27 protein-coding genes are annotated in these 26,243 nt (G+C 74.5%); 11 read left to right on the top strand and 16 right to left on the bottom strand.

The genetic code is table 11. The features are described 5' to 3' along the window. Positions 1-81: 81 nt before the first annotated feature. Positions 82-1,101 (bottom strand): phosphatase PAP2 family protein, encoded by a 1,020-nt coding sequence (locus ACYVAP_RS02260; RefSeq protein ID WP_498859344.1) that lies wholly within the window; start codon positions 1,099-1,101, stop codon positions 82-84. Continuing rightward, positions 1,098-2,708: a class I SAM-dependent methyltransferase gene (locus ACYVAP_RS02255; protein ID WP_498859343.1), complete on the bottom strand. Its 1,611-nt coding sequence runs from the start codon at positions 2,706-2,708 to the stop codon at positions 1,098-1,100. The genes ACYVAP_RS02260 and ACYVAP_RS02255 overlap by 4 nt, the downstream gene beginning before the upstream one ends. A gap of 79 nt (positions 2,709-2,787) precedes the next feature. Here ACYVAP_RS02255 and ACYVAP_RS02250 point away from each other — a divergent pair, with 79 nt between their 5' ends. Beyond that, positions 2,788-5,202: a DEAD/DEAH box helicase gene (locus tag ACYVAP_RS02250; RefSeq protein ID WP_498859342.1), complete on the top strand. Its 2,415-nt coding sequence runs from the start codon at positions 2,788-2,790 to the stop codon at positions 5,200-5,202. 11 nt (positions 5,203-5,213) lie between these two features. On the opposite strand, the gene ACYVAP_RS02245 is transcribed toward ACYVAP_RS02250, so the two are convergent. The 7 genes from ACYVAP_RS02245 to ACYVAP_RS02215 form a co-directional block, all read right to left on the bottom strand. Further along, positions 5,214-5,546: an Rv3654c family TadE-like protein gene (locus tag ACYVAP_RS02245; protein ID WP_498859341.1), complete on the bottom strand. Its 333-nt coding sequence runs from the start codon at positions 5,544-5,546 to the stop codon at positions 5,214-5,216. After that, a complete protein-coding gene (locus tag ACYVAP_RS02240; RefSeq protein WP_498859340.1) occupies positions 5,543-5,986 on the bottom strand; it encodes a TadE family type IV pilus minor pilin in 444 nt (147 codons plus the stop codon). The genes ACYVAP_RS02245 and ACYVAP_RS02240 overlap by 4 nt, the downstream gene beginning before the upstream one ends. Continuing rightward, on the bottom strand, positions 5,986-6,186 hold the full coding sequence (locus ACYVAP_RS02235; RefSeq protein WP_137769899.1) for a DUF4244 domain-containing protein: 201 nt from the start codon (positions 6,184-6,186) through the stop codon (positions 5,986-5,988). The genes ACYVAP_RS02240 and ACYVAP_RS02235 overlap by 1 nt, the downstream gene beginning before the upstream one ends. A gap of 128 nt (positions 6,187-6,314) precedes the next feature. Beyond that, positions 6,315-7,406: a type II secretion system F family protein gene (locus ACYVAP_RS02230; RefSeq protein ID WP_498859339.1), complete on the bottom strand. Its 1,092-nt coding sequence runs from the start codon at positions 7,404-7,406 to the stop codon at positions 6,315-6,317. After that, positions 7,403-8,596, bottom strand: a complete 1,194-nt coding sequence (locus ACYVAP_RS02225; protein WP_498859338.1) for a P-loop NTPase family protein — start codon at positions 8,594-8,596, stop codon at positions 7,403-7,405. The genes ACYVAP_RS02230 and ACYVAP_RS02225 overlap by 4 nt, the downstream gene beginning before the upstream one ends. After that, positions 8,593-9,717, bottom strand: coding sequence for a CpaE-like family protein (locus ACYVAP_RS02220; RefSeq protein ID WP_498859337.1), 1,125 nt, complete (start codon positions 9,715-9,717; stop codon positions 8,593-8,595). The genes ACYVAP_RS02225 and ACYVAP_RS02220 overlap by 4 nt, the downstream gene beginning before the upstream one ends. 395 nt (positions 9,718-10,112) lie before the next feature. Further along, on the bottom strand, positions 10,113-10,928 hold the full coding sequence (locus tag ACYVAP_RS02215; protein ID WP_498859336.1) for an exodeoxyribonuclease III: 816 nt from the start codon (positions 10,926-10,928) through the stop codon (positions 10,113-10,115). A 93-nt stretch (positions 10,929-11,021) separates the two neighbouring features. Here ACYVAP_RS02215 and ACYVAP_RS02210 point away from each other — a divergent pair, with 93 nt between their 5' ends. Together ACYVAP_RS02210 and pyrE are read left to right on the top strand one after the other, a co-directional pair. Further along, entirely contained in the window at positions 11,022-11,870 is an 849-nt protein-coding gene (locus ACYVAP_RS02210) for an SDR family NAD(P)-dependent oxidoreductase (RefSeq protein WP_137769902.1), read from the top strand. A gap of 43 nt (positions 11,871-11,913) precedes the next feature. Next, entirely contained in the window at positions 11,914-12,513 is a 600-nt protein-coding gene (gene pyrE, locus ACYVAP_RS02205) for an orotate phosphoribosyltransferase (RefSeq protein WP_498859335.1), read from the top strand. Positions 12,514-12,647: 134 nt separating this feature from the next. Here the strand turns inward: pyrE and ypfJ are convergent, their stop codons facing one another. Beyond that, complete coding sequence (gene ypfJ / locus ACYVAP_RS02200) at positions 12,648-13,568, bottom strand: neutral zinc metallopeptidase (RefSeq protein WP_498859334.1); 921 nt, start codon at positions 13,566-13,568, stop codon at positions 12,648-12,650. Positions 13,569-13,690: 122 nt separating this feature from the next. Between ypfJ and ACYVAP_RS02195 the strand changes: the two genes are divergently transcribed. The 3 genes from ACYVAP_RS02195 to fbaA all read left to right on the top strand — a co-directional run bounded on the left by ACYVAP_RS02195 (position 13,691) and on the right by fbaA (position 16,150). After that, positions 13,691-14,359 carry a DedA family protein gene (locus tag ACYVAP_RS02195; RefSeq protein WP_498859333.1) on the top strand — a complete coding sequence of 223 codons (669 nt, stop codon included), beginning with the start codon at positions 13,691-13,693 and terminating at the stop codon, positions 14,357-14,359. Then, positions 14,356-14,991, top strand: a complete 636-nt coding sequence (locus tag ACYVAP_RS02190) for an RNA methyltransferase (protein ID WP_498859332.1) — start codon at positions 14,356-14,358, stop codon at positions 14,989-14,991. Before ACYVAP_RS02195 ends, ACYVAP_RS02190 begins: the two co-directional genes overlap by 4 nt. Before the next feature lie 133 nt (positions 14,992-15,124). Then, a complete protein-coding gene (gene fbaA / locus ACYVAP_RS02185; RefSeq protein ID WP_137769907.1) occupies positions 15,125-16,150 on the top strand; it encodes a class II fructose-bisphosphate aldolase in 1,026 nt (341 codons plus the stop codon). A gap of 80 nt (positions 16,151-16,230) precedes the next feature. On the opposite strand, the gene ACYVAP_RS02180 is transcribed toward fbaA, so the two are convergent. The 6 genes from ACYVAP_RS02180 to ACYVAP_RS02155 all read right to left on the bottom strand — a co-directional run bounded on the left by ACYVAP_RS02180 (position 16,231) and on the right by ACYVAP_RS02155 (position 21,063). Beyond that, on the bottom strand, positions 16,231-16,551 hold the full coding sequence (locus ACYVAP_RS02180; RefSeq protein ID WP_137769908.1) for a DUF2516 family protein: 321 nt from the start codon (positions 16,549-16,551) through the stop codon (positions 16,231-16,233). A gap of 43 nt (positions 16,552-16,594) precedes the next feature. Next, a complete protein-coding gene (locus ACYVAP_RS02175; RefSeq protein ID WP_498859331.1) occupies positions 16,595-17,902 on the bottom strand; it encodes an FUSC family protein in 1,308 nt (435 codons plus the stop codon). Further along, the gene (locus ACYVAP_RS02170; RefSeq protein WP_498859330.1) at positions 17,899-18,342 is read right to left on the bottom strand and encodes a hypothetical protein; all 444 of its coding nucleotides are present in this window, start codon (positions 18,340-18,342) and stop codon (positions 17,899-17,901) included. The genes ACYVAP_RS02175 and ACYVAP_RS02170 overlap by 4 nt, the downstream gene beginning before the upstream one ends. A gap of 31 nt (positions 18,343-18,373) precedes the next feature. Beyond that, positions 18,374-19,510 carry a YgfZ/GcvT domain-containing protein gene (ygfZ, locus tag ACYVAP_RS02165; protein WP_498859329.1) on the bottom strand — a complete coding sequence of 379 codons (1,137 nt, stop codon included), beginning with the start codon at positions 19,508-19,510 and terminating at the stop codon, positions 18,374-18,376. Then, positions 19,503-20,150 carry a heme-binding beta-barrel domain-containing protein gene (locus tag ACYVAP_RS02160; RefSeq protein WP_498859328.1) on the bottom strand — a complete coding sequence of 216 codons (648 nt, stop codon included), beginning with the start codon at positions 20,148-20,150 and terminating at the stop codon, positions 19,503-19,505. The genes ygfZ and ACYVAP_RS02160 overlap by 8 nt, the downstream gene beginning before the upstream one ends. A 163-nt stretch (positions 20,151-20,313) precedes the next feature. Further along, positions 20,314-21,063, bottom strand: coding sequence for a hypothetical protein (locus tag ACYVAP_RS02155; RefSeq protein ID WP_137769913.1), 750 nt, complete (start codon positions 21,061-21,063; stop codon positions 20,314-20,316). Positions 21,064-21,235: 172 nt separating this feature from the next. On the opposite strand from ACYVAP_RS02155, the gene mshD reads away from it, so the two are divergent. From mshD to pstC, 5 genes are all read left to right on the top strand, one after another. After that, entirely contained in the window at positions 21,236-22,120 is an 885-nt protein-coding gene (mshD, locus tag ACYVAP_RS02150) for a GNAT family N-acetyltransferase (protein ID WP_498859327.1), read from the top strand. A gap of 2 nt (positions 22,121-22,122) precedes the next feature. Continuing rightward, positions 22,123-23,079 carry an NUDIX hydrolase gene (locus ACYVAP_RS02145; RefSeq protein ID WP_498859326.1) on the top strand — a complete coding sequence of 319 codons (957 nt, stop codon included), beginning with the start codon at positions 22,123-22,125 and terminating at the stop codon, positions 23,077-23,079. Positions 23,080-23,172: 93 nt separating this feature from the next. Then, the gene (locus tag ACYVAP_RS02140; protein WP_498859325.1) at positions 23,173-23,760 is read left to right on the top strand and encodes a DUF4190 domain-containing protein; all 588 of its coding nucleotides are present in this window, start codon (positions 23,173-23,175) and stop codon (positions 23,758-23,760) included. Positions 23,761-23,975: 215 nt separating this feature from the next. Further along, positions 23,976-25,121: a phosphate ABC transporter substrate-binding protein PstS gene (gene pstS, locus ACYVAP_RS02135; RefSeq protein ID WP_498859324.1), complete on the top strand. Its 1,146-nt coding sequence runs from the start codon at positions 23,976-23,978 to the stop codon at positions 25,119-25,121. Between the two features lie 99 nt (positions 25,122-25,220). Beyond that, complete coding sequence (gene pstC, locus ACYVAP_RS02130; protein ID WP_137769918.1) at positions 25,221-26,240, top strand: phosphate ABC transporter permease subunit PstC; 1,020 nt, start codon at positions 25,221-25,223, stop codon at positions 26,238-26,240. The last annotated feature ends 3 nt before the right edge of the window (positions 26,241-26,243 follow it).

The raw sequence follows: 26,243 nt of genomic DNA, 5'->3' as shown, positions 1-26,243 counted from the left end.
TTCGCGTTCCTTCCTCGCCGCGCTCAGGCGGCCCGTCGTCCCGGGAGCGGGATCCGTACCCATCGGGCTCCCGGCGAGTGCTCACGGTACACGTTCGCCCCGGGGGCGCTCCGGGACGTGCGGGACCCGCAGGACCAGCACGAGCGCGAGCCACAGAGCGGTCCCGCCGCAGACCAGCGCCGCCGTTCCCGTGTACCCGGCGGACTGCTGGGCCGCGTCCTGCAGGTCGAGCGGCAGCGAGAGCGAGGCGAGGGTGAGCAGGCCGACGATCGTCGCGACGAGGCCCACGAGGGCCAGCAGCGCCGAGGCGGCCGAGTCGAGCACGCCGTGGCGGGGTCGGCCCGCGACGGCCGGGGCGCCCGCGCGGCGGCGGCCGCGGGCCGAGGCCCGGGCGAGACGGGAGCGGCGCAGACGGGAGTGGGTGCCGTCGACGCACAGGACGAGGAACGTCCAGGTCGCGACCACGAGGATCGCGCCGACCACGTCGCTCGGGCGGTGCCAGCCGAGCACGAGCGTCCCGATGCCGGCGCCGGCCGTCCAGACCGCGCCGAGCAGCGCCACGAGCCAGCGCGCGGCGCCCGAGGCGAGCACGAGCGCGACCGCGGCGCTCGCCGCGAGGGCCGTGTGCCCCGAGGGGAAGGAGTTCGGCGTCACGTCGATGCCGGGGCCGAGCGCCTCCCGTACGACCACGAGATGCTTGACCACCTGCGTGGTCACGTTCGCTCCCGCGACGAGGGCCGCGAGCGGCACGAGCAGGCCGGGCCGCCGCCGGATGAGCACCAGCACGACGGTGAGCACGAGCACGCCGATGATCACCGGCACGCTCACGCTGCCCACGGCGAGCTCCGCGAGGGCGGAGAAGCGGTCCTCCTGCGACTGCGCACCGGAGAGGATCAGCTGGTCCAGCCGCTGCCCGCTCGCGGTGCCGACGGCGAAGCGGGCGAGCGCGACCGTCGCGACGACGCAGGCGGCCGCGACGAGCAGCGAGAGGATCGGCGCGACGACGCCGCCGCGCACGCGGACGCGCTCGGGCGCCGCGGGCGGCGCCGCGACGGGCTCGTCGTGCGTCGTGGGGTCGGTGGGCTCGGCGGGTGTCGTCACAGGCTCAGCATCCCGGTCGTGACCAGCTCGCGGATCTGCGGGAACAGCGTCTCGCGGGCCTGGTCGGGGTCGGTGTCGGTGAGGGCGCAGACGGCGGAGACGGTCTGGCCCAGGGTGAGGGTGCCGTCGAGGGCGCCGACGGTGGCGGCGAGCAGCTGGTCCGCACGGACCGCGCGGGCGAGGCCGGCCCCCTGGACGAGCTCGATGAGCGTGGGGTCCCAGGCGCCTGGGGTGAGGTGGCGCCGCTCGACGACGTCCGCCGCGCGCACGGGGCGGGAGGCTGCGAGGGCGTCGTCGTCGATCCCGGCGAGGACGTCGATCATCGTGAGCGAGGTGCTCAGGTGGGAGGAGAGGGTGCCCGAGCCGGTGCCCGTCGCCTCCTCGCTGCGCAGGATCCCCGGTCGCGGTGCGGACCCGTGCTCGGGCCGGCGCAGGAGCAGGTAGCCGAAGCCCACGCCCTCCACGCCGCGCGCGGCGAAGTCGTCGAGCCAGGCTTCCTGCATGTCCTGCCAGCGGGGGTCGCGCTCGGTGACGCCGCCGTCGCGGCCCCAGGTCTCGGCGTACTGGGCCGGGTCCTCGGTCTCGCGGAGGATCACCCAGGCGTCCACGCCGTCGGCGCGAGCGGGGTCGAGCCAGGCGCGCGGGTGCGCGTCCGTCGCCTCGCCCGTGGGAACCTCCCAGTTGCCGAGCATGACGGCGCGACCGCCGGGGGCGAGGTGCGAGGGCAGCGCGCCCAGCAGCTCGGCGAGCAGGGTGTCCCCGGCGCGGCCGCCGTCGCGGTAGGTCCAGGAGCCCTCGGCGCCCGCGGTGCGGTCGTGCGCGAGCGCCGTGTCCCGCGGGGTGATGACGAAGGGCGGGTTGGAGACGACGAGGTCGAAGGTCTCCCCGGCGACCGGCTCGAGCAGGGAGCCGTGGCGCAGCTCGATCGGGGCGGCGCCCTCCTCCGCGTTCAGGGCCGCGTTGAAGGCGGCGACGGCGAGGGCCCGCTCGGAGAGGTCCGTCGCGACCACCCGGCGGGCGTGGCGGGCGGCGTGCAGCGCCTGGATCCCGCCGCCGCAGCCGAGGTCGAGCACGGAGCCCACCTCGTCCCGGGGCGTGATCCGGGCGAGGGTGAGGGAGGCGCCGCCCACACCGAGCACGTGCTCGCCGCGCAGGGGCCGCCCGGTCGCGAGCTCGGAGAGGTCCGAGGCGATCCACCAGGCGATCTCGCCGGCGTCGTCCTGCGCGGAGTAGGGGGAGAGGTCGATCGCGGCGCGCAGCAGAGGCTCCCCGTCGGCCGCGTCCTCCTCGTCGCCGGCGGGGACGAGGATCCCCAGCTCGAGGGCGCCCTCCGCGCCGAGCGAGGGGAGGGCGGCGTCGATCAGCGGGCGGGGGACCGCGGCGCCCAGGGTCAGCACCGAGAGCAGCACCGCGAGCGGATCCGTGCGGCCGCGCAGGACCCGACGGGCAGGGACGGGGTTCTCGCGCCGCAGGGCGGCCACGGCGAGCGGGCCGTAGAGGTCCTCGGTCGCGGCGATCGTGTAGTGCGCCGCGAGGAGGTCGGCGCGCAGGGCGCTGACCAGGGGTGGGATCACCCGCGGCGGGGCGTCCAGGACGTCGGTCTGCATGGCTACGATTGTGCCCCAGCGGGCCCGACCGGGACGTCCGGACATCGGGGGATCCCGCGAAGATCCTGTGAGGAGGAGCATGCGTGCAGGGCAGGCGGACGATCTCCTCCGCGACCTCTCCCTGCCGCTGACCCGTCGCGGCTGCCTCACCCATGTCGAGCACCTCCCCGAGCGGGAGGGGAGGCGCGGAACGTTCCCGGAGTGGACGGACCCGCGGCTCGTGGAGCATCTGGCCGCGCGCGGCATCACCGCGCCGTGGACCCATCAGGAGCAGGCGGCGACGCTCGCCCACGAGGGGAGGCACGTGGTGCTCTCCACGGCGACCGCCTCCGGGAAGTCGCTGGCCTACCTGCTGCCCGTGCTGAGCGCCGTGGGCGCGCGCGAGCTCGACCACTCCGCGCCGCGGGCCACCGCCCTCTACCTCGCCCCCACCAAGGCGCTCGCCGCGGACCAGCTCACGAACATCACCGCGATGGCGGACGGCGCCGGGATCCGCGACGCCCGGGTCGCCGTGTACGACGGCGACACCCCGACCGAGCAGCGACGGTGGATCCGCCGGCACGGCTCGGTGGTGCTCACGAACCCGGACATGCTGCACTTCGGGATCCTGCCGGGGCATGAGCAGTGGGCCTCCTTCTTCCGCGCCCTGCGCTACGTCGTGATCGACGAGTGCCACAGCTACCGGGGCGTGTTCGGCAGCCACGTGTCCCTCGTGATGCGGCGGCTGCGGCGCATCGCCGCCGCCTACCGGGCCGAGCCCACCTTCGTGCTCGCCTCGGCGACGACCGCGAACCCGGAGCTCTCCGCGTCCCGGCTCGTGGGGGAGGACGTCGTCGCGGTGACCGAGGACGGCTCCCCGCGGGCCGGGCTCACCGTGGGGCTGTGGGAGCCGGGCACGCGCGAGGCGGCGATCGACGGTCGCCCGCTCGAGGACGGTGCAGGACCCCCCGCTGCCCCCGATTCCCCGGGGCCCCGCCGCAGCGAGGAGCCGCTGCGGCGCTCCGCGACCTCCGAGGCCGGGGCGCTGCTCGCGGACCTCGTCGCGGCGGACGTCCAGAGCCTCGTCTTCGCCCGGTCGCGCCGGGGCGCGGAGCTCGTCGCGAGCGGTGCCCGGCGGCTGCTCGAGCAGCAGGCGGAGCAGCACGGATCCGGCGCGCTCGCGGATCTCGCCGGGCGGGTGAAGGCATATCGCGGCGGCTACCTCGCCTCCGAGCGCCGCGCCCTCGAGGACGACCTCCGCTCCGGGGAGCTGCGCGCGCTCGCCTCGACGAACGCGCTCGAGCTCGGCATCGACATCGCGGGTCTCGACGCGGTGATGATCGCCGGCTGGCCCGGCACCCGCGCCTCCCTGTGGCAGCAGATGGGCCGCGCGGGGCGGAAGCAGACGGGGCCCGGGGCGCTCGCCCTGTTCATCGCGCGGGAGGACCCGCTGGACACCTACGTCGTCCACCATCCCGAGACGGTGTTCGGGGCGGAGGTCGAGGCGGCGGTGTTCGACCCCTCGAACCCGTACGTGATGACCCCGCACCTGTGCGCGGCGGCCTCGGAGCTCGCGATCAAGGACGGCGAGGAGGGGATCTTCGGGCCCACGGCGCGGGAGCTGCTGACGACCCTCGCCGCGCGCGGCGTGCTGCGCCGCCGCCCCACCGGCTGGTACTGGACGCTCAGCGAATCGGCCCATGACCTCACCGACCTGCGCGGCAGCGGCGGGGAGCCGGTGCGGATCGTCGAGGCGGGCAGCGGCGCGCTGCTGGGCACGGTGGACGCCGCGAGCGCCCACACCCAGGTCCACGACGGCGCCGTCTACCTCCACCAGGGCCGCTCCTACGTGGTGGACCACCTCGACGTGGACCAGGCGGTCGCCATGGTGCACCGCGAGGACCCCCTGCACTCGACGCATCCGCAGTCCCAGTCGACGATCCGGATCCGGCAGGCGGACCGCGAGGTCGAGTGGGCCGACGGCGTGCGGCTGTGCTTCGGCACGGTCGACGTCACGGACCAGGTCACCGGCTACCAGGTGCGGGACGTGTTCACGCAGGCGGTGCTCGCCCAGCATCCCCTGGACCTGCCCGCCCGCACCCTCACCACGAAGGCCGTGTGGTGGGTCGTGCCGAAGGCCCGCACCGACGCCGCCGGCATCCCCGACGAGGAGCTGCCGGGGGCGCTGCACGCCGCGGAGCACGCCGCGATCTCGATGCTCCCGCTGCTCGCGACCTGCGACCGCTGGGACATCGGCGGGGTCTCCGCCGCGCATCACGAGGACACCGGTGAGCCGACGATCTTCGTGTACGACGGCGCACCGGGCGGTGCGGGCTTCGCCGAGCGCGGGGCCGACGACGCCGCGGCCTGGCTGCGGTCCACGGCGGACATGATCGCCGAGTGCCCCTGCGAGAACGGGTGCCCCGCGTGCGTGGTCTCCCCGAAGTGCGGCAACGGCAACGAGCCGCTCAGCAAGCCGCGCGCCGAGGAGCTGCTGGCCCTCCTGCACCCCTGAGGCCGCCGCGCTCACGGCAGCTCCGCAGGGCCGGGGCCCGCCCGGGAGCGGGCCCCCATCGCGCCGAGCGGTGCGGCGTCGACCTCGACCCGGACCAGCACGTCCCAGCCCTGCACCTCGCAGGAGACGAGACGCGCCTCGTTGCGGGCGGCGGCCTCACCGGCGACCGCGCACGGGTCGCCGCTCGCCGCGGCGAGGGAGTCCGCCCCGGCGAGGGAGGCGAGGTCCGCGGCGGTCTCCGCCCGGGACTGGGCGAGCAGCCCCGCGCCCAGCAGTGTGAGGCCGGCGACCGCGGTCGTCATCGCCCCGGTCCAGGCGAGCACCCCGGCGGCGCCGGTGCTCATGGCCGACCTCCGCCCGCTCCGTCCTCGCCTGTTCCGCCGCCTCCCGCTCCCGCGCCGCCTTCGAGCAGCTGCGGCTCGAGGTGGGCCTGCGCATCGGCGCGCAGCTCCCAGCGGGCGCCGCCGAGCAGCGGGGCGTCCGCGCGATAGGTGCGCCGCGCCTCGACCCGCACCCAGCTGCCGTCCCCGCCGATGCTCACCGTGGTGCCCTCGCCGCCCAGGCGCTGCGCGACCTCGGCGGCGGTGCCCGGGTCCTCGCCGCGCGCGAGCTCGCGGGCGGCGCCGCGGGCCGCGCTCTCCAGGCGCACCTGGGCCCCGATGCCGAGGCCCGCGGCGAGCAGCACGGCGACCATCGCGACCACCACGGGCAGCACGATCGCCGTCTCCGCGGTGGCGGATCCCTGGTCCTCCCGCAGGCGGGAGGACCAGGGCCGCCGTGGCATCAGGACCCCTTGGACAGGGCCGAGGTGATGATGCCCATGAGCAGCTCGCGGACCTCGCCAGATGCCAGCAGGGCCACCAGCACGGCGGCGAAGCCGCAGGCGGCGAGCACGGTGATGGCGTACTCGGCGGTCGAGGCGCCGGTCTCGTCCCGCAGGGCGCGGTCCAGTCGGGAGCGCAGGCGCTCCAGGGTGAGGGACATGGTGTCCTCCTTCTTCTCGGTGACGGCGGAGGCCGTCGGGGTGACGCCGGCGGGTGCCGGCGCCGGGCGGGCCCGGGAAGGGCCCGCCCACCGGGGTGTCCCGGTGGTCGTGGGGGAGCGGTGCGGGCTCACAGCGCCCCGCCGCTCAGTCCGACGGTGCCGCCGAGCAGCGACATGACGGTGGGGACGATGCCGAGCACGACGAAGGCCGGCAGCAGCGTCACCCCCGTGGGGACGACGAGCGTGACGCCGAGCCGGGCCGCGCGCTCCTCCGCCGCCCGTGCCTGGCCGCGGCGGGCATCGCGAGCGGCGGAGCGGAGCACCGGGGCGAGATCCGCGCCGGACGCCTCGGCGAGCGCGGCGGACTCACCGAGCGGGGCGAGGGCCGGGGGCAGGGTGCGCGCGGCGAGGTCGACGGGGATCCCGGCGCGCAGGGCGGTCGCGAGGCGGGAGAGGGCCTGCCGCTCGGGGGACTCGGTGAGCGCCTCCGCGACGGCGGCGCAGGACTGCGCGAGCGGGAGGCCCGCCCCGAGGGCGCCCGCGACGAGCTCGAGCAGCACGGAGGGGTCCACCCCGGTGCTCCGCGCCGGGTCCGCGCGCTGCAGCAGGCGACGCATCCACCACCAGCCGGCGGCGGTGAGCAGCACCCCGAGGACCAGCAGGACGCGCCCCGCGGTGGTCGTCGCGAGCAGTCGCAGCGGGTCCCCGCCCAGCAGCATGCCGAGGCCCAGCCCGGCGAGCGGCAGGACGAGGAGGATGCGCGCCGTGGAGCGGGGGCCCGCGAAGGCCGTGCGTCGGGAGGAGGCCGCGTCGTGGAGGTCCCGCAGCGCCTCCGCGAGGGAGCGCAGCACGGCCGCCGTCGGTGCGCCGGTGCGCTCGCAGACGGCGAGCGCCGCCCCGAGGGAGGCGACCGGGGCGGAGCCGCGCAGGGCGCCCGGCGCGCTGCGGCGGGGGTCGGCGCCCGCGGCGGCCGCCCGGGCGAGATCGGCCAGGTCACCGGGCGGGAGGCTCCGGGCGACGGCCGCCCAGGCGCCTCGGAGGCTCGCCCCGGTCGCGAGCACCGTCGCCAGCCGCTCCACGAGACGGGCGAGATCGAGCGTCCCGGCGCGGGCGGGGCGCGGGGCGGACGGTGCCGCCGCCTCGCGGGCGACGGGGGAGGGCGCGGGCAGCAGCCAGGCGAGCAGCGCCATCGCCGCGATCATGAGGCCGACGACGATCACGGCTCCCGCCTCCCCACGGTGCCGGCCGGAGCAGGAGCCGGAGCCGGGGCGAGGCGGGCGGCGAGGGCCTCCGCGCCCGGTCCCTCGAGGATCCGCTCGCCCGCGGTGCGCAGCGCGGTGCGGGCGACGAGCACCCCCTGGTCGTCCCTCCCGAGCACGGCGATCTCCTCGAGACGCCGCACACCGTCCCGCCTCCCGAGGTGGACGACGACCTCGAGGGCGCTCGCGACCTGGGCGGCGAGAGCATGGCGGTCGAGCCCGCCGAGGGCGCCGAGCGCCTCGAGCCGCGCGGGGACGTCGGCCGCGGTGTTCGCGTGGACGGTGCCGCAGCCGCCCTCGTGCCCGGTGTTGAGGGCCTGCAGCAGCTCCCGGATCTCACCGCCGCGGCACTCGCCGAGCACGATGCGGTCCGGTCGCATCCGCAGGCTCTGGCGCACGAGGGCCGTGAGGTCGACCCCGCCGGCGCCCTCGGTGTTGGCGTGCCGGGACTGCAGGTGCACCACGTGCGGGTGGGCGATCTCGAGCTCGAGGACGTCCTCGACGACGACGATCCGCTCGTCGGGGAGCGCAGCCTGCAGCAGCGCCGCGAGCAGGGTCGACTTGCCCGTCCCCGTGCCGCCCGTGACGAGGAAGGGCACACGGGCGCGGACGATCGCGAGCAGCACCTCCTGCACGGCGGGGGAGAAGGCCCCGTGGGCCGCGAGCGCGTCGAGGTCCCAGCGGCGACGGCCGGGCAGGCGCAGGGAGATGATCGCGCCGCCGGGGGAGAGCGGCGGCAGGACGGCGTGGAAGCGGATGCCGGAGGGCAGATGGGCATCGGCCCAGGGCACGGCGTCGTCCAGCCGGTGACCGCCGGCCGTCGCGAGGCGCACCGCGAGGTCACGGGCCTCCGCGGCGGTCAGGTGCACCGCCGTCCGCCGCAGCCCCTCCGCGTCGTCGCGCCAGACGGAGCCGTCCTCGTTCACGAGGAGGTCGGTGACACCCTCCGCGGCGAGCCCCTGGAGCGGGCCGAGCCCCTCGACGTGGTCGCGCACGGTCTCGGTGAGCTCGAGCATGGTCGCCGCGCCCACGACGACGCCGGCCTCCGCGAGCACCCGGGCGATCCGGGGCACGTCCACCGGCCCGGGCGCCTGGACCAGATCCGCGCGGACCCGGTCCAGGAGGTCGGCGCTCGCGGCCGCGGCGGTCATCGCGCGCCGCCGTCCCGGAGGTCCTCCAGGAGCTCCTGGCAGACGCGGTCGGCGCCGCGGCGGCGCACGTCGAGCAGGGGGACGGCGCCGCGCGGGGAGTCGCGGAAATCGGCCGCGAGGGGCAGGCCGAGGTCGGCGGCGACCTCGCCGGGGGTCAAGGGCCCGCGGCGGCGGACCACGAGCGCGGCGAGGCCGGGCGGCAGGTCCCACCGGTCCAGGCGCCGGGCGGCGGCGCGGACGGCGTGGTCGCTCGCGGGGACGAGCACCAGGAGCCGGTCCAGCTGCCGAGCGGCGGCGGGCACGAGGTCCGCGCCGAGATCGACGACGACGGTCCCGCCCCGGGGTCGCAGCGCGGCGAGGACGCCTGCGAGCGCGGGGGCGCTCGCGCCGGCGCCGTCGGACCCGCTCGTGAGCAGCCGGACACCGTCCACCCGGGGCAGGGACTCGCGCAGCGCCTCGCCGTCCTCGACGCCGAGGGCGGCCGCCTCCCGCCATCCCGCGCTCTCCGTGGGCGGCGCCTCGACGAGCAGGTCGAGGCCCCCGCCCAGCGGATCGGCGTCCACCAGCGTCACGTCCCCCTCGGGCCCGGCGCCGCCGGAGCTCCGGGAGCGGCCGGCGGCCCCGGCGAGACGGGCGGCGAGGCTCGAGGCACCGGCGCCGCCGCAGCCCCCGGCGACGCCCACGACGAGCGCGGCGTCGTCGGGCCTGCTGAGGGCGGCGAGCTCGGCGAGGAGGCGATCGGACCGGGCGGGGAGGGCGAGGACGGCGCGGGCCCCGGCGGCGAGCGCCGCCTCCCACACCGCGGAGGGCACGGCGGACTCGTCGACGGCGTCGGCGACGACCAGCAGCGGGAGCGGACGATCGGCGCGCGGGGGCCCGGCGAGCAGCGCGGCGGGGTCGAGGACCTCGCAGGCGGCGGCCGCGGAGTCGTCCTCGAGGAGCGGGGAGCCGACGGCGGTCGCATGGTCTCGCACGAGGTCGCGGAGGTGGGGGTCCGCTCCGCGCCAGCGGATCCGGGCACCGCCGGTGCCGGGGCGCGGGAAGCGCGCGGCGCGGCGCGGGTCGACGGCGCCGTGGCCGTGGTCGGTGCTGGCGGTGAGGAGAGCGGAGTCGCTGGTCATGGCGACATCGTGGGCGGTGGTGCGCCGCGATGGGGCCCGGTGGGCGTCGCTGTGGACGGCGGCGCGATGGGGAGGAACCGTGCCGCCGCGCCTCCCCGGCGGGCCCCTCGTCCCCCGTCCACGGGAGTGCTTGCGCCCCCGGCGGGCCGGGCGTAGTGTGACGTGGACAACGACGAATATCGGCACCGGAACCCACGTGCGACTGGTCCCCGCAAGCGGACCGGCTGTGAGGCGTCGACAGCGCCACCGCAGCCAGACGGTTTTCACGCCTGATCCCGGTGCCGGAACGTCGAGGAGCGGCGGCCGCACAGCGGACCGCCGCTCCGTCCTGTCAGGCCCCGGTCATGCCTCGGGGCGCTGACGCCCGCGACGTCGATGCCCCGAGGGTGCCCCGCTCAGAGGTCGAGGTCGACGACCACCGGCGCGTGGTCGGAGGCGCCCTTGCCCTTGCGCTCCTCACGGTCGATGAAGGAGCCCGTCACGGCCTCCTGCGCCGCCGGCGAGGCGAGCACGAAGTCGATCCGCATGCCCTCCTTCTTGGGGAAGCGCAGCGCCTGGTAGTCCCAATAGGTGAAGGTGCCCGGGCCCGGGTGCTCGGGACGCACCACGTCGGCATAGCCCGCGTCGACGACCGCGCGGAAGGCGGCCCGCTCGGGCTCGGTGACATGGGTCTTCCCCTCGAAGAACGCCATGTCCCAGACGTCGTCGTCCTGCGGGGCCACGTTGAAGTCCCCCACGAGCACGGTGCGGGAGCGCGGATCCGCGGCGAGCTCGCGCGCACCCTCGGCGCGCAGGGCGTCGAGCCAGCGCAGCTTGTACGGGTAGTGGGGGTGGTCGAGCTCGCGGCCGTTGGGGACGTACAGCGACCAGATCCGCAGACCGCCGCCCTCCGCGCCGGCGCCCACGGTCGCCCCGAGCGCCCGGGCCTCGACCACGCCCGTCTCGTCCTCCGGCCAGGTGGGCACGTCGGGCAGCTGCAGGGCGACGTCCGTGAGCCCCACGCGCGAGATGACGGCGACGCCGTTCCACTGGTTCAGCCCGTGCGCCGCGACCTCGTAGCCGGCGGCCTCGAGCGGGGCGAGGTCGAGCTGGGCGGGCTTCGCCTTGATCTCCTGCAGGGCGAGCACGTCCACCTGATGGCGGTCCAGGAAGGCCACCACCCGATCCATCCGGGCTCGCAGGGAGTTGATGTTCCAGGTCGCGATGCGCATGGGCCGATCCTACGGGCCCGCCCCGACCGCCCGGCAGGCCCCGATCGACCCGTCGCGTCACCCGCGGGCGCGGGACGGCTCTAGGATCAGCACATGGCGCGCGCACTCGTCACCGGATCCACCACCGGCCTGGGCCTGGAGTTCGCCTGGCAGCTGGCCGGGACCGGGCACGACCTCGTCCTGGTGGCGCGGGACGAGAACCGGCTGCACACGGTCGCCGAGCAGATCCGCGACGTGCATCCCGTGCAGGTGGAGGTCCTGCCCGCCGACCTCTCCGACCGCCCCCGCCTCGACAAGGTCGCGATCCGCCTGACGGACCCCGTGGAGCCCGTGGACCTGCTGGTCAACAATGCCGGCTACGGTCTGCGCGGTGGCTTCCTCGAGATCCCCGTCGAGGACCACGAGCGGCAGATGGACACCCTCATGCGGGCGGTGCTCGTGCTCTCCCACGCGGCCGCCGGGTCGATGGTGCAGCGGCGCAAGGGCGCCATCATCAACGTCAGCTCCCTCGCCGGCTACACGACGGCCGGTCCCTACGCGGCCTCCAAGAGCTGGGTCACCGTGTTCACCGAGTCCCTCGCCATGGAGCTGCAGGGCACGGGCGTCACGGCGACCGCGCTGCTGCCGGGGTTCGTCCAGACCGAGTTCCACGAGCGCGCGTCGATGCGGATGGACGGCCTGCCGCGCATCACGTGGCTGAAGGCGCCGTTCGTTGTCGAGCAGGCGCTCAAGGACGCCTCGAAGGGCGCCGTGCTGTCCATCCCCTCGGTGAAGTACCGCACCGCCGGGGAGGTCTCACGGATCGCCCCGCGCTCCATGGTCCGGGCGCTGACCTCCCCGAACTGGTACGGCCGCATGCAGCAGAAGGCCGTGCGCAAGGCCCGGCGCCGCGCCTCGAAGCGGGACCTGCACGCGCCGTGGCAGCGCGACGACGTCCCCTGATCGGGGACCGACCGCCCGGCCGGGACCGTCTACCCTGGGGCGCATGTCCGAGCCTGCCGCCTCCGCCGCCCCCGCCCCTGATCTCGCCGCCGATCGCGAGCGCCTCCGCGAGCTGATCCGCGACCTCGCCGTGGTGCGCGGTCGCGTGACCCTCTCCTCCGGTGCGGAGGCGGACCACTACGTGGACCTGCGCCGCATCACCCTGCACCACGAGGCCTCGCCGCTCGTGGGTCGCATCATGCTGGACCTGCTGCGCCGTGAGGGCCTCGTCCCCGGCGTCGAGGCCGTGGGCGGTCTGACCCTCGGCGCGGACCCGGTGGCGACCGCGATCATGCACGCCGCCGCGGCCGACGCCGATGCCGCGCCGATCGACGCCTTCGTCGTGCGCAAGGCGCAGAAGGCCCACGGCCTCCAGCGCCGCATCGAGGGCCCCGACGTCACGGGCCGCCGCGTGGTCGCCGTCGAGGACACGTCCACCACGGGCGGCAGCGTGCTCACCGCGTGCGAGGCGCTCACCGAGGCCGGCGCCGAGATCGCCGCGGTCGCCGTGATCGTGCACCGGGCCGACGCCTCCCGCGAGGCCGTCGAGAAGGCGGGCTACCGCTACCTCTCCGCGTACGACATCTCCGAGCTCGAGATCTGAGCGCACGCACCCCCGACACGACGGAGGGGCCGACGGGGACACCCCCGTCGGCCCCTCCGTCGTCGGTGGGCCGCTGTGCTCAGACAGTGCTCGACCGTCTGATCTCCTACCGCTCGTTCCTCGCAGTACGTCGATCAGACAGAGTCAGCGCCGAAGGTGTCGCAGGCCTCGACGGTCCCCTCCTGGTAGCCCGTCATGAACCAGTTCTGCCGCTGCTCCGAGGAGCCGTGGGTCCAGGTCTCGGGCTGCACCTGCCCGCCGGAGACGTCACCCTGGATGTGGTCGTCGCCCACGGCGGAGGCAGCGGAGAGGGCCGACTGGATGTCCTGGTCCGTGAGCGGCTGCAGCATCGTCACGCCGTTGTCGTCGGTCGTGGTCGAGGCGTGGGTCGCCCAGACGCCCGCGTAGCAGTCCGCCTGCAGCTCGAGGCGCACGCCGCCGGACTGCGGACCGGTCTCCTGATGATCGACCTTCGACATCGTCCCGGAGAGGTTCTGGATGTGGTGGCCGTACTCGTGGGCGACCACGTACATCTTCGCGAACTGGCCGCCGTCGGCCCCGAAGCGGGACTGGAGGTCGCCGAAGAAGCTGTCGTCGACGTAGATGGTCTGGTCCGCCGGGCAGTAGAACGGGCCGACGTCCGAGGTCGCGGCGCCGCAGCCCGTCTGCACCTGATCGGAGAAGACGACCGCCTGCGGCTCGCGGAACTCGATGCCGGAGTCCGGCCCGAGCTGCGCCCAGAGGGAGTCCGCGGACTCGACGACGCCCTGCACGAGGCACTTGTCGTCGGTGTTCGCGTCCTCGCCCGTGCTGCACTGCTCGAGCGCGTCGCCCTCCCCGGAGGAGGCGGCCTCGGTCTGGGTGCCCCCGCCGCCCAGCAGGTCCATCGGGTTCCCGCCCATGAGGGTGAAGACGATGACGATCACCAGCAGCAGGCAGCCGCCGCCACTGCCCAGGGCGATGCGACCGCCGCCCCCGCCGCGGGGGAGCATGCCGCCCCCGCCGCCGCTGCGTGTGTTGCCGGACTGGATCTCGGCATCAGGATTGAAGGTCATGGGGGCAGGGTAGACGGCAGGGGCCCCGAGGGGGGAGCGTTCAGGCGCTCCATCTACCATGGGGACGGATCGCGGCGCCGACCCGTCGCGCGAGCATCGACCCTCGAGGAGAGGATCCCTGCATGAATATCGTGGACTGGGCCGTCGCGACGATGGACCGACTGGGAGGTCTCGGCGTCTTCCTGCTGATCTTCCTCGAGAACATCTTCCCGCCGATCCCCTCCGAGGTGATCCTGCCGCTCGCGGGTGTCGCCGCCGCCGGCCCGGAGCACACCTTCGTGGTCATGCTGCTGTGGTCGATCGCGGGCTCCCTCGTGGGCGCCTGGGTGCTGTACGGGCTGGGCCGGCTGCTCGGGCCCGAGCGGCTGCGCCGGATCTTCCTCGCCCTGCCGTTCGTGCACGTCGAGGACTACGAGAAGACGGTCGCCTTCATGGACCGCCACGGGCACAAGGCGATCTTCTTCGGCCGGATGGTGCCGGGCGTCCGCTCCCTCATCTCGATCCCGGCGGGCCTGTACGCCATGCCGTTCGGGGTGTTCAGCCTGCTCACGGTGCTGGGCAGCGGGATCTGGAACGGCATCTTCCTCACCTTCGGGTACGTCCTGGGGAGCAACTGGCACATCATCGAGCCGTACACCGACGTCTTCTCCAACGTCATCTACGCGGTCATCGTCATCGCCGTGATCGTGGTGGTCGTGCGGATCCTGCTGCGCGAACGCCGGCGTCGCACCCTCGGCCTGCCCGACCCCGACGACGCGGTCCGCGAGCAGGAGCACGAGCAGGGCACGTGAGCACCCCGGACCCGCGCGAGGTGGGCCTCGGCCCGCATCCGGAGCCCTGGCCGGAGGACGACCGCCTCGACCCCGAGCTGCTCGCCCACGGCGACCGGCGCAACGTCGAGGACCGCTTCCGCTACTGGCGACGGGAGGCGATCGTCGCGGAGCTCGACGAGCACCGCCACCCCCTGCACGTCGCGATCGAGAACCTCGAGCACGACGCGAACATCGGCTCGATCGTGCGCACCGCGAACGCCTTCGCCCTCGAGGCCTTCCACATCGTGGGCCGACGCCGCTGGAACCGGCGGGGCGCGATGGTCACCGACCGCTACCAGCACGAGATCCACCATCCCGATGCGGCGCACCTCGTGGCCTGGGCGCGCGAGGCGGGCAGACCGCTCGTCGCGATCGACCTCGTCCTCGGGGCGATGCCGATCGAGCGCACGCCGCTCCCGCGGGACGCGGTCCTGCTCGTGGGGCAGGAGGGGCCGGGCCTGAGCGCGGAGCTGCTCGCTGCGGCGGATCTCGTCGTCGGCATCACGCAGTTCGGCTCGACCCGCTCGATCAACGTCGCCGCGGCCGCCGCGATCGCGATGCACACCTGGGTGCAGCAGCACGCGGAGATCCCCGAGGGTCCGTTGCGCTGAACCGGCTCCAGGGACGGACGCGCACCGTCCGTGCCAGGGTGCCTATGGGACAATGTGAGCGATAGGACGACTGTGCGCTGCGCCCTCTGCGCCGACCGTCGTCGCCAGTCGCTTCAGCGAAGGAGAATGCCTCATGGCAGTCGCAACCCCGGACCAGTACGCCGAGATGATCGACCGCGCGAAGGCGGGGAAGTTCGCCTACCCGGCCGTCAACGTCTCCAGCTCGCAGACGGCCATCGCCGCGCTGCAGGGCTTCACCGAGGCCGGCTCCGACGGCATCATCCAGGTGTCCTTCGGCGGCGCCGAGTACCTCTCCGGCTCGACCGTGAAGGACCGTGTCGCCGGCTCCCTCGCGCTCGCCGAGTTCGTGCACGCCGTGGCCAAGAACTACCCGATCAACGTGGCCCTGCACACCGACCACTGCGCCAAGGAGGTCCTGCCCACCTGGGTGGAGCCCCTCCTCGAGTGGGACCTCGAGAACCGTGTGAACAAGGGCCTGGACCCGCTGTTCCAGTCCCACATGTGGGATGGCTCGGCCGTGCCGGTCGACGAGAACCTCGAGATCGCCGAGCGCCTGCTCGAGAAGACCGCCGCCTCGAAGAAGATCCTCGAGATCGAGGTGGGCGTCGTGGGCGGCGAGGAGGACGGCGTCTCCGCCGACGTCGACGAGTCCAAGCTCTTCTCCACCCCGGAGGACGGCCTGAAGACCGCCAAGGCCCTCGGCCTCGGCGAGAAGGGCCGCTACCTCACGGCCCTCACCTTCGGCAACGTGCACGGCGTCTACAAGCCGGGCAACGTCAAGCTGACCCCGTCGATCCTCAAGGACATCCAGGACGCGGTGGGCAAGGAGTACGGCAAGGAGAAGCCGTTCGACCTCGTCATGCACGGCGGCTCCGGCTCCACCCTGGCGGAGATCCAGGAGGCCGTGGACAACGGCGTCATCAAGATGAACATCGACACCGACACCCAGTACGCCTTCACCCGCCCCGTGGTCTCGCACATGTTCGAGAACTACGACGGCGTGCTGAAGATCGACGGCGAGGTCGGCAACAAGAAGGCCTACGACCCCCGCGCCTGGGGCAAGAAGGCCGAGGCCGGCCTGGCCGCTCGTGTCGTCGAGGCTTGCGAGAACCTCCGCTCGGCGGGCACCCACGCCTGAGCCGGGCCGTTCGCGGCAGAAGGCCCCCGGAGCGCTGCTCCGGGGGCCTTCCCCGTTCGTGCGGGGTGAGCGTCAGGCGCTCACCAGCGGTTGCCCGCGGCGCGGCCCATGACCCGGCGCAGGGCCGGCAGGACGTCCGCGAGGAAGATGCCGGCGATGATGATCCCGCCGATCATGAACAGCATCGACGAGCCGCCCGAGCCGATCGGGTAGGGCAGGGACAGGAAGCCGAGCAGCACCGCGACCCCCGTCAGCACGCCCCAGAAGACCTTGGACCGCTTGTCCGCGGCGGTGTAGGCGTCCGCCCGGAAGCGCAGGGCGTTCACGAGCGCCCAGATCTCCACGAGGAACAGGAGCAGGGCGAGCACGGCGAAGATCCAGAGCTGGGCGGAGGCGATCATCGGCCCAGGATACGGTCCCTCCCCGAGCGCGGGCTCCGAGGGATCAGCGCCGACGGGACGGGTCGGAGCGGTCCGTGATGAGCAGCTCGAGCGCCTCGGTCGTCGCGGGCGGCTCGACGGCGCGCATCTCCCGGGTCATCGGCCGCGGGCCGATGGAGTCGCCGTCGGCGGCGATGAGCAGGCTCGGCAGGAAGCGCTTGGCATCCTTCGCCTCGAGCCCCGTGGCCTGCAGCAGGTCGATCGCGAGCGCGCGCAGCTGCACCACGAGGGTCACGCCCTCGAAGTGCCCGGCGCGGCCGGGGCGCACGCCCTTGTCGTTCTTCAGCAGCACCTCGGGCGTGAGGTAGGCGGTGAACAGGCGCAGCCGGCGGCGCACCTCGGTGAAGTCGACCTCCTGGTGGCCGACGGCGGAGCGCAGCGCCGCGACGGCGTCCTGCGCGGCGAGCAGGGCGTCGGCGAGCGTGGAGTGGGGGTCGCCGTCGACCGCCTCGAGGAACTCGACCTCGTGGCGGGCGATCACCCGGATGTTGCGCATGGCCCGGTCCGAGCCGACGAGCAGGTGGCGCAGCCGGCCGATCTCGTCGGCGTGCCGCAGGCCGGTGGGGGAGAAGGTGGCCATCTCGTTGGCGGCGTCGTTCGCGAGCCGCCACTCGTCGGTGTACTTCTGGGAGGTGTCGCGCACGGAGCGCAGGGCGGCCCGCGCGACGCCGGTGTCCCCGGAGCGCGCGGCGAGCGAGAGCGAGACCAGGGTGTTCTCGAGCTCCCGGTAGAAGGAGCGCGCGGCGCGGCGCTGGGCCCGACGGGGATCGCCCGAGAGCAGCAGGTGGATGACGATCGCGACGGCGGCGCCGGTGAGCGCGTCGAGCACGCGGCCGCCCGGGGACATGGTCGGCGTGATCGGCATGATCATGACCAGCAGCGACTGGATCGACATCTGGAAGCCGAGCACGACGGAGCGGTCGATGAAGCGGGCGAGCATGCCCGCGACGAAGACGACGACCGCGATCTGCCAGGTGCCCGAGCCGATCGTCGCCCGGGCGACCTCGCCGAGCACGACGCCCATCATCACGCCGCACGAGATCTCGACGACCTTGCGCATCTTCTTCTCGGTGCTGAAGCCGATGATGATGAAGGCGACGATCGAGGCGAAGAACGGGTGGGCGTGGCCCCAGATGAGGCCGCTGACGAAGTAGGCGGTGGCCGCGGCGACGGCGGCGCGGCCGATGCTCAGCGCGTCGACCCGGCTGCGGCTGAAGCCGTCGTGGAAGTGGCGCTCGACGCCGCCGCGCAGGCGCTCGCCGAGCGGCAGCGCCTGGGTGGGGGTGTCCGTGCCGGAGCGGCGCGCGGTCATGGTCGCACCGGGTCCTTCCCGCGCATGTCGAGCAGCTCGTCGAGGTCGAAGGTCTCGCCGTCGCGGGCGCCGCGGCCCACGACGAGCGCGGCGGGGGAGGGGTCCGGGGTGACGCCGCGGAGGCGGCTCAGCAGCGATCCGTCCACCCGCATGACGTAGAAGCGGCCCTCGGTGTCCACGGCGATCGAGCGGTCATGCTTGAGGTACCAGCCGTGCAGGGAGGTGCGCACGCTGCCGGAGCCGGTGTGCGGCTGGGCGCGCAGCGGGAGCGGGGCGATGCCCGCCTCCTGCCAGCGGCCGATCGCGGCGCGGAGCTTCGCGGTGGCGCGCTCGTGCTCCTCCTGGCGGGTACGGCGCAGGGCGTCCTCCTGGGCGGCGAGCACCTCGCGCCGGTGCGCGCTCCACGCCTGCTGCCCGCCGTCACCGTCCATGGCTGCCATCATCCCTGCCTCACCGGGCCCGCGGGCCGGATCAGAGCTTCGCGGTCGCGGGGCGCTGCCCGTGCTCGCGGGGGACGACGATCGGCTCCTGGGTCGCGTCCAGCCAGAGCGTGGTGGCGTCCTCGCCGGTGCCCGCGAGGGTCACGGCGAGGTGCAGCGGGGCGTCGAGCGGGACGGCGCGGCGCACGACCGCGAGGGCGATGGGGCCGAGGTCCGCGTGCAGGGCGGCGGAGGTCACGGTGCCCACGACCTTGCCGTCGGCCCCGCCCAGGCGCACCTCGCCGCCGGGGGTGACGGGCACGTCCTGCGAGCCGTCCACGTGCAGCATGACCAGGCGCCGCGGCGGCTGGCCGAGGTTCATGACCTTCGCGACGGTCTCCTGGCCGCGGTAGCAGCCCTTGGCGGTGTGCACCGCGGTGCGCAGCAGGTCCAGCTCGTGGGGGATCGAGCGCTCGTCGACCTCGCGGGCCTGGCGGGCGCGGTGGTCGGCGATCCGCAGGGCCTCCCAGGAGGACATGCCGGCCAGGTGCTCCGCCTGCCAGGGCAGCGCCTCGAGGGCGGCCGCGTCGAGCACGGTGAGCATCGCGCCGGAGGGGTCCTCCGGGTCCGGGCCGTAGGCGACGCCGCCGGGGGCGACACGGGGCCAGCGGTCGTCCCACACGGCGACGGGCTCGGGCAGCTGGAGCCCGGAGCCGGCGAGGACCTCGCCGGCGGGGGCGAGCGCGCCGAGCACGCGGAGGTCGTCGCGGTCGGTGATCTCGACACGGGCGGCGAAGCGCATCATCTCGAGGTACCGGCGCAGCCCGGCGCGGGCGCCGGCGTCGGTCACGAGGAGCACGGACTCCTCGCCCGTGACGACGGCGGAGGCGAGATGCTCGACGCGCCCCTGCGGGGACAGCACCGCGAGGCTCGCGCCGGTGCCGACGGGCACGCCGGTCAGCACCTGGGAGGAGATGGTGGTGAGCCAGCTGCGGGCGTCGGCTCCGCTCAGCTCGAGCACCTCGAGCTGGCCGAGGTCCACGACCGCACGACGGCGCAGGAGCCGGCGCTGCTCGCGCAGCGGGGCGCCGTAGTGCTCGGGGACCGCGGCGTCCGGCCCCTCGCCGAGCACGGCGGAGGTCGAGAGCAGGGGGCGCACGGGGCGGTCGAGCACGGCGGGGTCAGGCACGGTCGAGCTCCAGGGAGAGGTACGGGGTGAGCTCGTCGCTCGCGCCGGCGCTCTCGTCGCGGCGCTCCCACAGCCACATGAGGCGGCCGCCCACGTACCCGAGCATGCGGGTCGCGGCGAGTCGCGGGTGGGAGACGCCCACGGCGGGGGCGGGCCCGTCGTCCCCCGCGAGGGCGAGCTGGATGCGCGGACCGCGCACCTCGCCGGCCCAGGGGCGGGCGTCGTCGCCGCTGTCGAGCTCCGCGGTGAGGGCGTAGGAGAGGGTCGCCTCGGGGGAGCCGGGCTTCGCGGTGCGGGCCCGCTCGAGGTCCTGGCCGGGGAGCGGCTCGCCGACGGTCCAGACGCCGCTCTCGCGCAGCAGCAGCGAGCGCTGTCCGCTGCCGGAGGGAGCGGGCGCGGCCGGCTCCTCCTTCGCGAAGGCGCTCGTGGGCGGGAGCGGGGCGGGGGCGTCGATCACGTGGATCACCGAGGTCCACGCGAGGGTGCCGTCCTCACGGGGCTCGCATCGCAGCTGCTGCTCCACACGCTGGTCCGCGGCGTCCTCGCCGTGGTGGACCGCGCCGGAGCCCTGCCACGAGCCCACGAGCCACGCGAGCGGGTAGAGCGACGGGGGGAGGGACGGGTCGAGCGTGATCGGCACGACGGCCTCAGCGGCGGTCGAAGAGGCGGGTGAGCACGAGGACCGTGAAGGCGAGCGTGCCGAGCCCCACGAGCACCACGAGCACCAGGAAGAACAGGGAGAGGAAGGACATGCCCCGCAGTGTATCGACTCCGCGGCCGCTCAGGGGTTCAGGGGCGGGTGCTCAGGTGAGCATCGCCGCGGCGAGGTGGGCGATGACGCCCGCGGTCGCGACGGGCCCCGCGGCGACTCCGAGGGCGGCGACCGGCTCCCGGGCCACGAGGGAGGAGCCCAGGAGCAGGTGGGTGCAGCTCGCGGCGACCGCGACCAGCGCGCCGAGACCGACGGCCGGGAGCGCGGCCATGGCACCGAGCTGCACGGCGAGCAGGGCGGTGATCCCCGTGCCCGCGAGGACGGCGAGGAGCGTGCGCGAAAGCACGGGCAGCGAGGTCGCGTCCAGGAGCAGGGTCGCGGCGAGGCCGGTGGCGATCGCGGTGACCAGGAGCGAGCCGCCGCCGGCCGTCGAGATCTCCTGGGCGATCGGCCAGCACGAGGCGACGGCGGCGAGGAGCACGCCCGCGACGGTGCCGGTGAGCGAGCTCGTGAGGTCGTGGCGGTCGCTGCGCAGCATCTGGTGGCCGAAGGAGGCGAAGACGCCCACCGCGGTCACGACGAGCAGGGAGGTCACGGGGGTGAGCCTCTCGGGCGCGAGCACCGTGAGCGCGGCGCCTGCGATCCCGGAGCCCGCGACGACGATCCGGGTGCCGCGCGGCGAGGGCAGCTCGAGCAGGTCCGGCCAGGCCGCGCCGAGCAGCAGCGCTAGGCCCCCCGCGACGACCGCCATGAGGACGGGGGAGAGGGGGCCGGTGAGGGCGACCAGGGCGATGAGGAGCGCCAGGGCGGCACCGAGGGGTGCGCGCTCGGGTGCGGTCATGCGGGACTCCTCAGCCTGTCGGTGGCCTTCTCGGTCGGGCCCGGGACGTCGTCGGGACGCGCGCGGGGCGGGGTCGCGGCCGGCCTCCGACGGGGCGGCGGTCGGGCGCTACAGTGGGCAGTCTACGAGCGCCCGCTCCCCGGGGCGGCATCGTGCGCATCGGAAGGACCACATGATCACGACGGATGCCCTGTCGGCCCAGCGGCGCGGCGCGATCGAGTCGCTGCTGACCGCCGTCATCGCACACGACGGGATCTCCCCGCTCGACGAGGCGGCCCGGCTCGCCCTCCGCGGCGAGGGGGCGACCCATCTCCTGATCGAGGACGGCGCCGCCGTCACCGGCTACGCGAGCCTGCTCGAGGACGGGACCGTGCAGGGCATGGTCCACCCCGCCCACCGCCGCGCCGGGCTCGGCACCGCGCTGCTCGCGGCCGTGCTCGAGCGGCGACCCGACGCCGGGGTCTGGGCGCACGGGGCGCTGCCCGGCGCCGTCGCCCTGCTCGAGGGCCGGGGCCTGCGCCAGGAGCGGCTGCTGCTCGTGCTGCGCCGCCCGCTGGACGCCGAGCACCCGCTGCCCCCGGTGCCCGCCACGGACCTCCCGGGGGTCGAGGTGACCTCCTTCGAGGCGGTGCGCGACGCCGAGGACTGGGTCGCCCTGAACGCCGCGGCCTTCGCCTCCCACCCCGAGCAGGGTGCGCTCACCCGGGCGGACCTGGACGAGCGCCTCGCCGAGCCCTGGTTCGACCCGGAGGACATGGTCCTCGCACGCACCCCGGAGGGCCTCGCGGGCTTCGTCTGGGTCAAGCGGGAGGAGACTGCCGACGCGGAGCTCCCTGACGCGGAGATCTATGTCGTCGCGACGGCGCCGTCCGCGCAGGGCCACGGGGTGGCCGGGCATCTGCTGGGCACCGCCCTGCGGCGGCTCGCGGAGCGCGGCGTCCCCGGCGTCGAGCTCTACGTCGAGGGCGACAACGCCCCCGCGCTGGCCCTGTACGAGCGCTGGGGGTTCGCCGTCTCGGGCCGGCACCTGCAGCTGCGCCGGGCGACGGAGGGCTGAGGGTGCGCGTCGCCCCCGGGACCCCGCCGCCCGTCCTCGCCGCCGGCGCCCTCGCCTGGCGCGAGGGCGCCTCCGGCGTGGAGGTCATGCTGGTGCACCGTCCCCGCTACGACGACTGGTCGGTGCCCAAGGGCAAGCTCTACAAGGGGGAGACCTTCCCCGCCGCGGCCGTGCGGGAGGTCGCCGAGGAGACGGGCTACCGGGTGCGGCTGCACCGCCCGCTCCCCGCCTCCGTGTACCTGCTGCCCGACGGCCGCACGAAGATCGTCCAGTACTGGACGGCGACGGTGCGGGCGAAGGTCGCGCCCGGCCCGGAGAACCCGCGCGAGATCGACGAGGTGCGCTGGGTGGACCTCGACGAGGCGACGGCCCTGCTCACCCGGCAGAGCGACGTGGTGACGGTCGAGTCGCTGCGCCGCCACCTCGACGCCGACGAGCTGCGCACGGTGCCGATCATCATCCAGCGGCACGCGGCGGCCGTCTCCCGTGCGAAGTGGCGCAAGGGGGAGAGCAAGGGAGAGAAGAGCAGGCCGCTGAGCGGCAAGGGGAAGAAGCAGGCGCAGGCCCTGCCGCCGCTGCTGGACGCCTTCGATCCGTCGCGGATCCTCTCGAGCCCCTGGAAGCGATGCCGGACGACGGTCGAGCCCTTCGCCAAGGAGGCGGGGCTGGACGTGCGCACGAAGGCCGAGCTGACCGAGGCCGGCCATGCGGACCGGCCCTCGCGCACGGCCGCCGTGGTCGAGCGGGTCATGCACGAGGCGCGCGCGACGGTCGTGTGCACGCACCGCCCGGTGCTGCCCACGATCATCGAGTCGGTGCGCCGGGTCTCCGCCCGCGGGGCGGCGCTCGAGCTGCCGCGCCAGGACCCGTACCTCGCCGCGGGGGAGGCGCTCGTGCTGCACACGACGCCCTCCGGCAGCGTCGTCGCGATCGAGCGACATCTCCCGAACATCGGCTGATCGGACGGGGCGGGCGTCCCCGCACGGCCGGTAGCATGCGGGGCTGGACCCCGGGGCACCACCGATCCGGGGACGAGGGGAGACGGGGCGACGATGAGCGACGGACACAGCGGCGGCCAGGGCGGCGACGGGAGCTGGGGGTACGGCACCTCCGATCCCTATTCCTCCTCCGACCCCTACGGCTCCTCGGATCCCTACGGCTCCACGTCCTCCGGCTCGGCCCCGGACCCCTACGGCGCGTACGACCCGTACGCGACGACGAGCTCCGCCACCGGCGGTGAGGACCAGCTCGCCTCGCCGGGCTTCGGGCCGGAGTTCGGCGGCTCGCCCGTCGCCGCGCCCGCCGACGCCGCCTACGCCACCCCCGCCTCCGCGACGGCGGGCTACGGCATGCCCGCCTACGCGGTGGCGCCGCCCACGGCCGGCAGCGCGATCGCCGCGCTCGTGCTGGGGATCCTCTCCCTCACGCTGTGCCAGGGCATCGTCGGACCCGTCGGCCTGATCTTCTCGATCATCGCCATGCGCCAGACGGCGCCCGGGGCGGTGCCCGTGCAGGGCGGTCGAGGTCTCGCGATCGCGGGTCTGGTGACGTCGATCCTCGGCACGCTGCTCCTCGCCTTCTGGATCGTCTACATCGTCCTCATGTTCGTGCTCGTGGCGACGGTCCCGACGGACTACTGACGCCCGCCGCAGGTCCTGTGACCGGACCGTGACCAAACCTGTGACGTAGACGATTCGTGCGTCTGGCCTGCACGTTCATGTAGATACGGATCCCGTTCACCCGATGTTCATGCGCGTGGGGGAACCCCGTCACCTCCCCTCCCTACCGTCACTGCCGTCAGACCTCCAGACCTTCGACGGAACAGTCCGGGCTCCGGCCCCCGAAAGGACTCGCAGTGAACGTTCGCCAGAACAAGCTCGCCTCCCTCGCCGCGCTCGGCCTCTTGGGCGGGCTCGCCCTGACCGCCTGCGGCGGCGGATCGGACACCGGCTCCACCTCCGGCTCCGGCTCGGACAACGGCGGCGCCGCGGCGTCCGGCGACTACGCCTCGCTCACCGGCAGCCTCGCGGGCGCCGGCGCCTCCTCGCAGCAGAACGCCCAGACCGCGTGGACCGAGTCCTTCATGGGCCTCGTCCAGGCGCAGGGCGGCTCGCTCAACGTCACCTACGACTCCGTGGGCTCGGGCACCGGCCGTGAGCAGTTCCTCTCCAACCAGGCCGCCTTCGCGGGCACCGACGCCGCCCTCACCGAGGAGGAGCTCGCCTCCTCCAAGGAGGTCTGCAACGGTGAGCAGGCGTTCGACCTGCCCGTCTACATCTCCCCGATCGCCGTCGTCTTCAACCTCGACGGCGTCGACTCGCTGAACCTCTCCCCGGAGACCATCGCCGGGATCTTCTCCGGCAAGATCACCAAGTGGAACGACGAGGCGATCACCAAGGAGAACCCGGACGCGACCCTCCCGGACCTCGACATCGTCCCCGTGCACCGCTCGGACAAGTCCGGCACCACGGAGAACTTCACCGAGTACCTCTCCGAGACCGCGGGCGACGTCTGGACCGACGGCCCCGTCGAGGAGTGGCCCACCTCGGGCGGCCAGTCCGGTGAGGGCACCTCCGGCCTCATCTCCACCGTCGAGGGCGGCAACGGCACCATCGGCTACGCCGACGCCTCGCAGGCCGGCAATCTCGGCACCGCCGCGATCAAGGTCGGCGAGGAGTACGTCCCCTACTCGGCCGATGCCGCCGCCAAGGCCGTCGACGCCTCTCCGCGCGAGGAGGGCCGGGAGGACCACGACATCGTCGTGAAGCTCGACCGCACGACGACCGAGTCCGGCGCCTACCCGCTCGTGCTCGTCTCCTACCTCGCGGTCTGCGGCTCCTACGCCGATCAGGCCACGGGCGATGCGGTGAAGTCCTACGCCTCCTACATCGTCTCCGCCGAGGGCCAGAAGGCCGCCGCGGACAACGCGGGCGCCGCCCCGCTCTCCGACGAGCTCTCCTCCGAGGCGCAGGCCGCGATCGACGCGATCGCCGTCGGCTGACATCCTGCACACTGCGCACACCGCCGTGCCGCCGGGCCGTTCCACGACCCGGCGGCACGGCCGCGCTCCCCGTCCCGTGATCCTCGAGGAAGGCCCATCGTGAGCAGCACCGACGTCGCCCCGGATGCACCGGAGGCGCCCGAGCAGTCCTCCCTGAGGAGCGGCGGCCGTCGCTTCGGCGACACCCTCTTCTCCACCCTGAGCGTCGGATCCGGGATCCTGATCTTCGTGACGCTCGCGCTCGTCGCGATCTTCCTGACCGCGGAGTCGATGCCCGCCTTCCGGGAGAGCAAGGAGCTCGCCGGGATCTTCGGCACCGCCGATCCCGCCTTCTCGCTGATCGGCGGGGTCGCGCCGTACATCTTCGGCACGGTGCTCGCGGCGCTCATCGCGCTCGTCATCGCGATCCCCGTCTCGATCGGCATCGCGCTGTTCATCTCGCACTACGCGCCCCGCCGCATGGCCGCCGGGCTCGGTTACATGATCGACCTGCTCGCGGCCGTGCCCTCCGTGGTCTACGGCCTGTGGGGCGGCGTCTGGCTCGTGCCCCGCCTCGAGCCGCTGTACGTCTTCCTCAACCAGACCCTCGTGTGGCCCTCGTGGGTGCCGCTGGTCCCCTCCGGCGAGGCGATCATCCCGCTGTTCGCCGGCGATCCCACCGCCCCCATGCGCAACCTGGCCTCCGCCGCCGTCGTCCTCGCCGTGATGATCCTGCCGATCATCACCGCCATGGCCCGCGAGGTGTTCCTCCAGGTGCCGCGGCTCCAGGAGGAGGCGGCGCTCGCGCTCGGCGCGACCCGCTTCGAGGTCGTCAAGACCGTGGTGCTGCCCTTCGGCCGCTCGGGCGTCGTCGCCGCGTCGATGCTGGGCCTCGGCCGCGCCCTCGGCGAGACGATGGCCGTGCTCATGATCCTCGCGCCGGGCGCCACCTTCTCGTGGCACATCCTCGAGGTCGGCATGCACAACACGATCGCCGCGAACATCGCCTCCAAGCAGGCGGAGTCCTCCGGGGCGGACATGTCCTACCTGATCTACACCGGCCTGGTGCTGTTCGTGCTCACGTTCATCATCAACGCGATCGCCCGGTGGATCGTCTCCCGCACGACCGTGAAGGGCTGAGGT

The organism is Brachybacterium horti, from assembly GCF_054777615.1.
This window is presented reverse-complemented; position numbering and strand designations above follow the sequence as displayed.

Bases quoted from the DNA above. Each gene is read 5' to 3' on its own strand.
- ACYVAP_RS02255 (WP_498859343.1), bottom strand. From the start codon at position 2,708: ATGCAGACCGACGTCCTGGACGCCCCGCCGCGGGTGATCCCACCCCTG.
- ACYVAP_RS02250 (WP_498859342.1), top strand. From the start codon at position 2,788: ATGCGTGCAGGGCAGGCGGACGATCTCCTCCGCGACCTCTCCCTGCCG.
- ACYVAP_RS02245 (WP_498859341.1), bottom strand. From the start codon at position 5,546: ATGAGCACCGGCGCCGCCGGGGTGCTCGCCTGGACCGGGGCGATGACG.
- ACYVAP_RS02240 (WP_498859340.1), bottom strand. From the start codon at position 5,986: ATGCCACGGCGGCCCTGGTCCTCCCGCCTGCGGGAGGACCAGGGATCC.
- ACYVAP_RS02235 (WP_137769899.1), bottom strand. From the start codon at position 6,186: ATGTCCCTCACCCTGGAGCGCCTGCGCTCCCGACTGGACCGCGCCCTG.
- ACYVAP_RS02225 (WP_498859338.1), bottom strand. From the start codon at position 8,596: ATGACCGCCGCGGCCGCGAGCGCCGACCTCCTGGACCGGGTCCGCGCG.
- ACYVAP_RS02220 (WP_498859337.1), bottom strand. From the start codon at position 9,717: ATGACCAGCGACTCCGCTCTCCTCACCGCCAGCACCGACCACGGCCAC.
- ACYVAP_RS02215 (WP_498859336.1), bottom strand. From the start codon at position 10,928: ATGCGCATCGCGACCTGGAACATCAACTCCCTGCGAGCCCGGATGGAT.
- ACYVAP_RS02210 (WP_137769902.1), top strand. From the start codon at position 11,022: ATGGCGCGCGCACTCGTCACCGGATCCACCACCGGCCTGGGCCTGGAG.
- pyrE (WP_498859335.1), top strand. From the start codon at position 11,914: ATGTCCGAGCCTGCCGCCTCCGCCGCCCCCGCCCCTGATCTCGCCGCC.
- ypfJ (WP_498859334.1), bottom strand. From the start codon at position 13,568: ATGACCTTCAATCCTGATGCCGAGATCCAGTCCGGCAACACACGCAGC.
- ACYVAP_RS02195 (WP_498859333.1), top strand. From the start codon at position 13,691: ATGAATATCGTGGACTGGGCCGTCGCGACGATGGACCGACTGGGAGGT.
- fbaA (WP_137769907.1), top strand. From the start codon at position 15,125: ATGGCAGTCGCAACCCCGGACCAGTACGCCGAGATGATCGACCGCGCG.
- ACYVAP_RS02180 (WP_137769908.1), bottom strand. From the start codon at position 16,551: ATGATCGCCTCCGCCCAGCTCTGGATCTTCGCCGTGCTCGCCCTGCTC.
- ACYVAP_RS02175 (WP_498859331.1), bottom strand. From the start codon at position 17,902: ATGACCGCGCGCCGCTCCGGCACGGACACCCCCACCCAGGCGCTGCCG.
- ACYVAP_RS02170 (WP_498859330.1), bottom strand. From the start codon at position 18,342: ATGGCAGCCATGGACGGTGACGGCGGGCAGCAGGCGTGGAGCGCGCAC.
- ACYVAP_RS02155 (WP_137769913.1), bottom strand. From the start codon at position 21,063: ATGACCGCACCCGAGCGCGCACCCCTCGGTGCCGCCCTGGCGCTCCTC.
- mshD (WP_498859327.1), top strand. From the start codon at position 21,236: ATGATCACGACGGATGCCCTGTCGGCCCAGCGGCGCGGCGCGATCGAG.
- ACYVAP_RS02140 (WP_498859325.1), top strand. From the start codon at position 23,173: ATGAGCGACGGACACAGCGGCGGCCAGGGCGGCGACGGGAGCTGGGGG.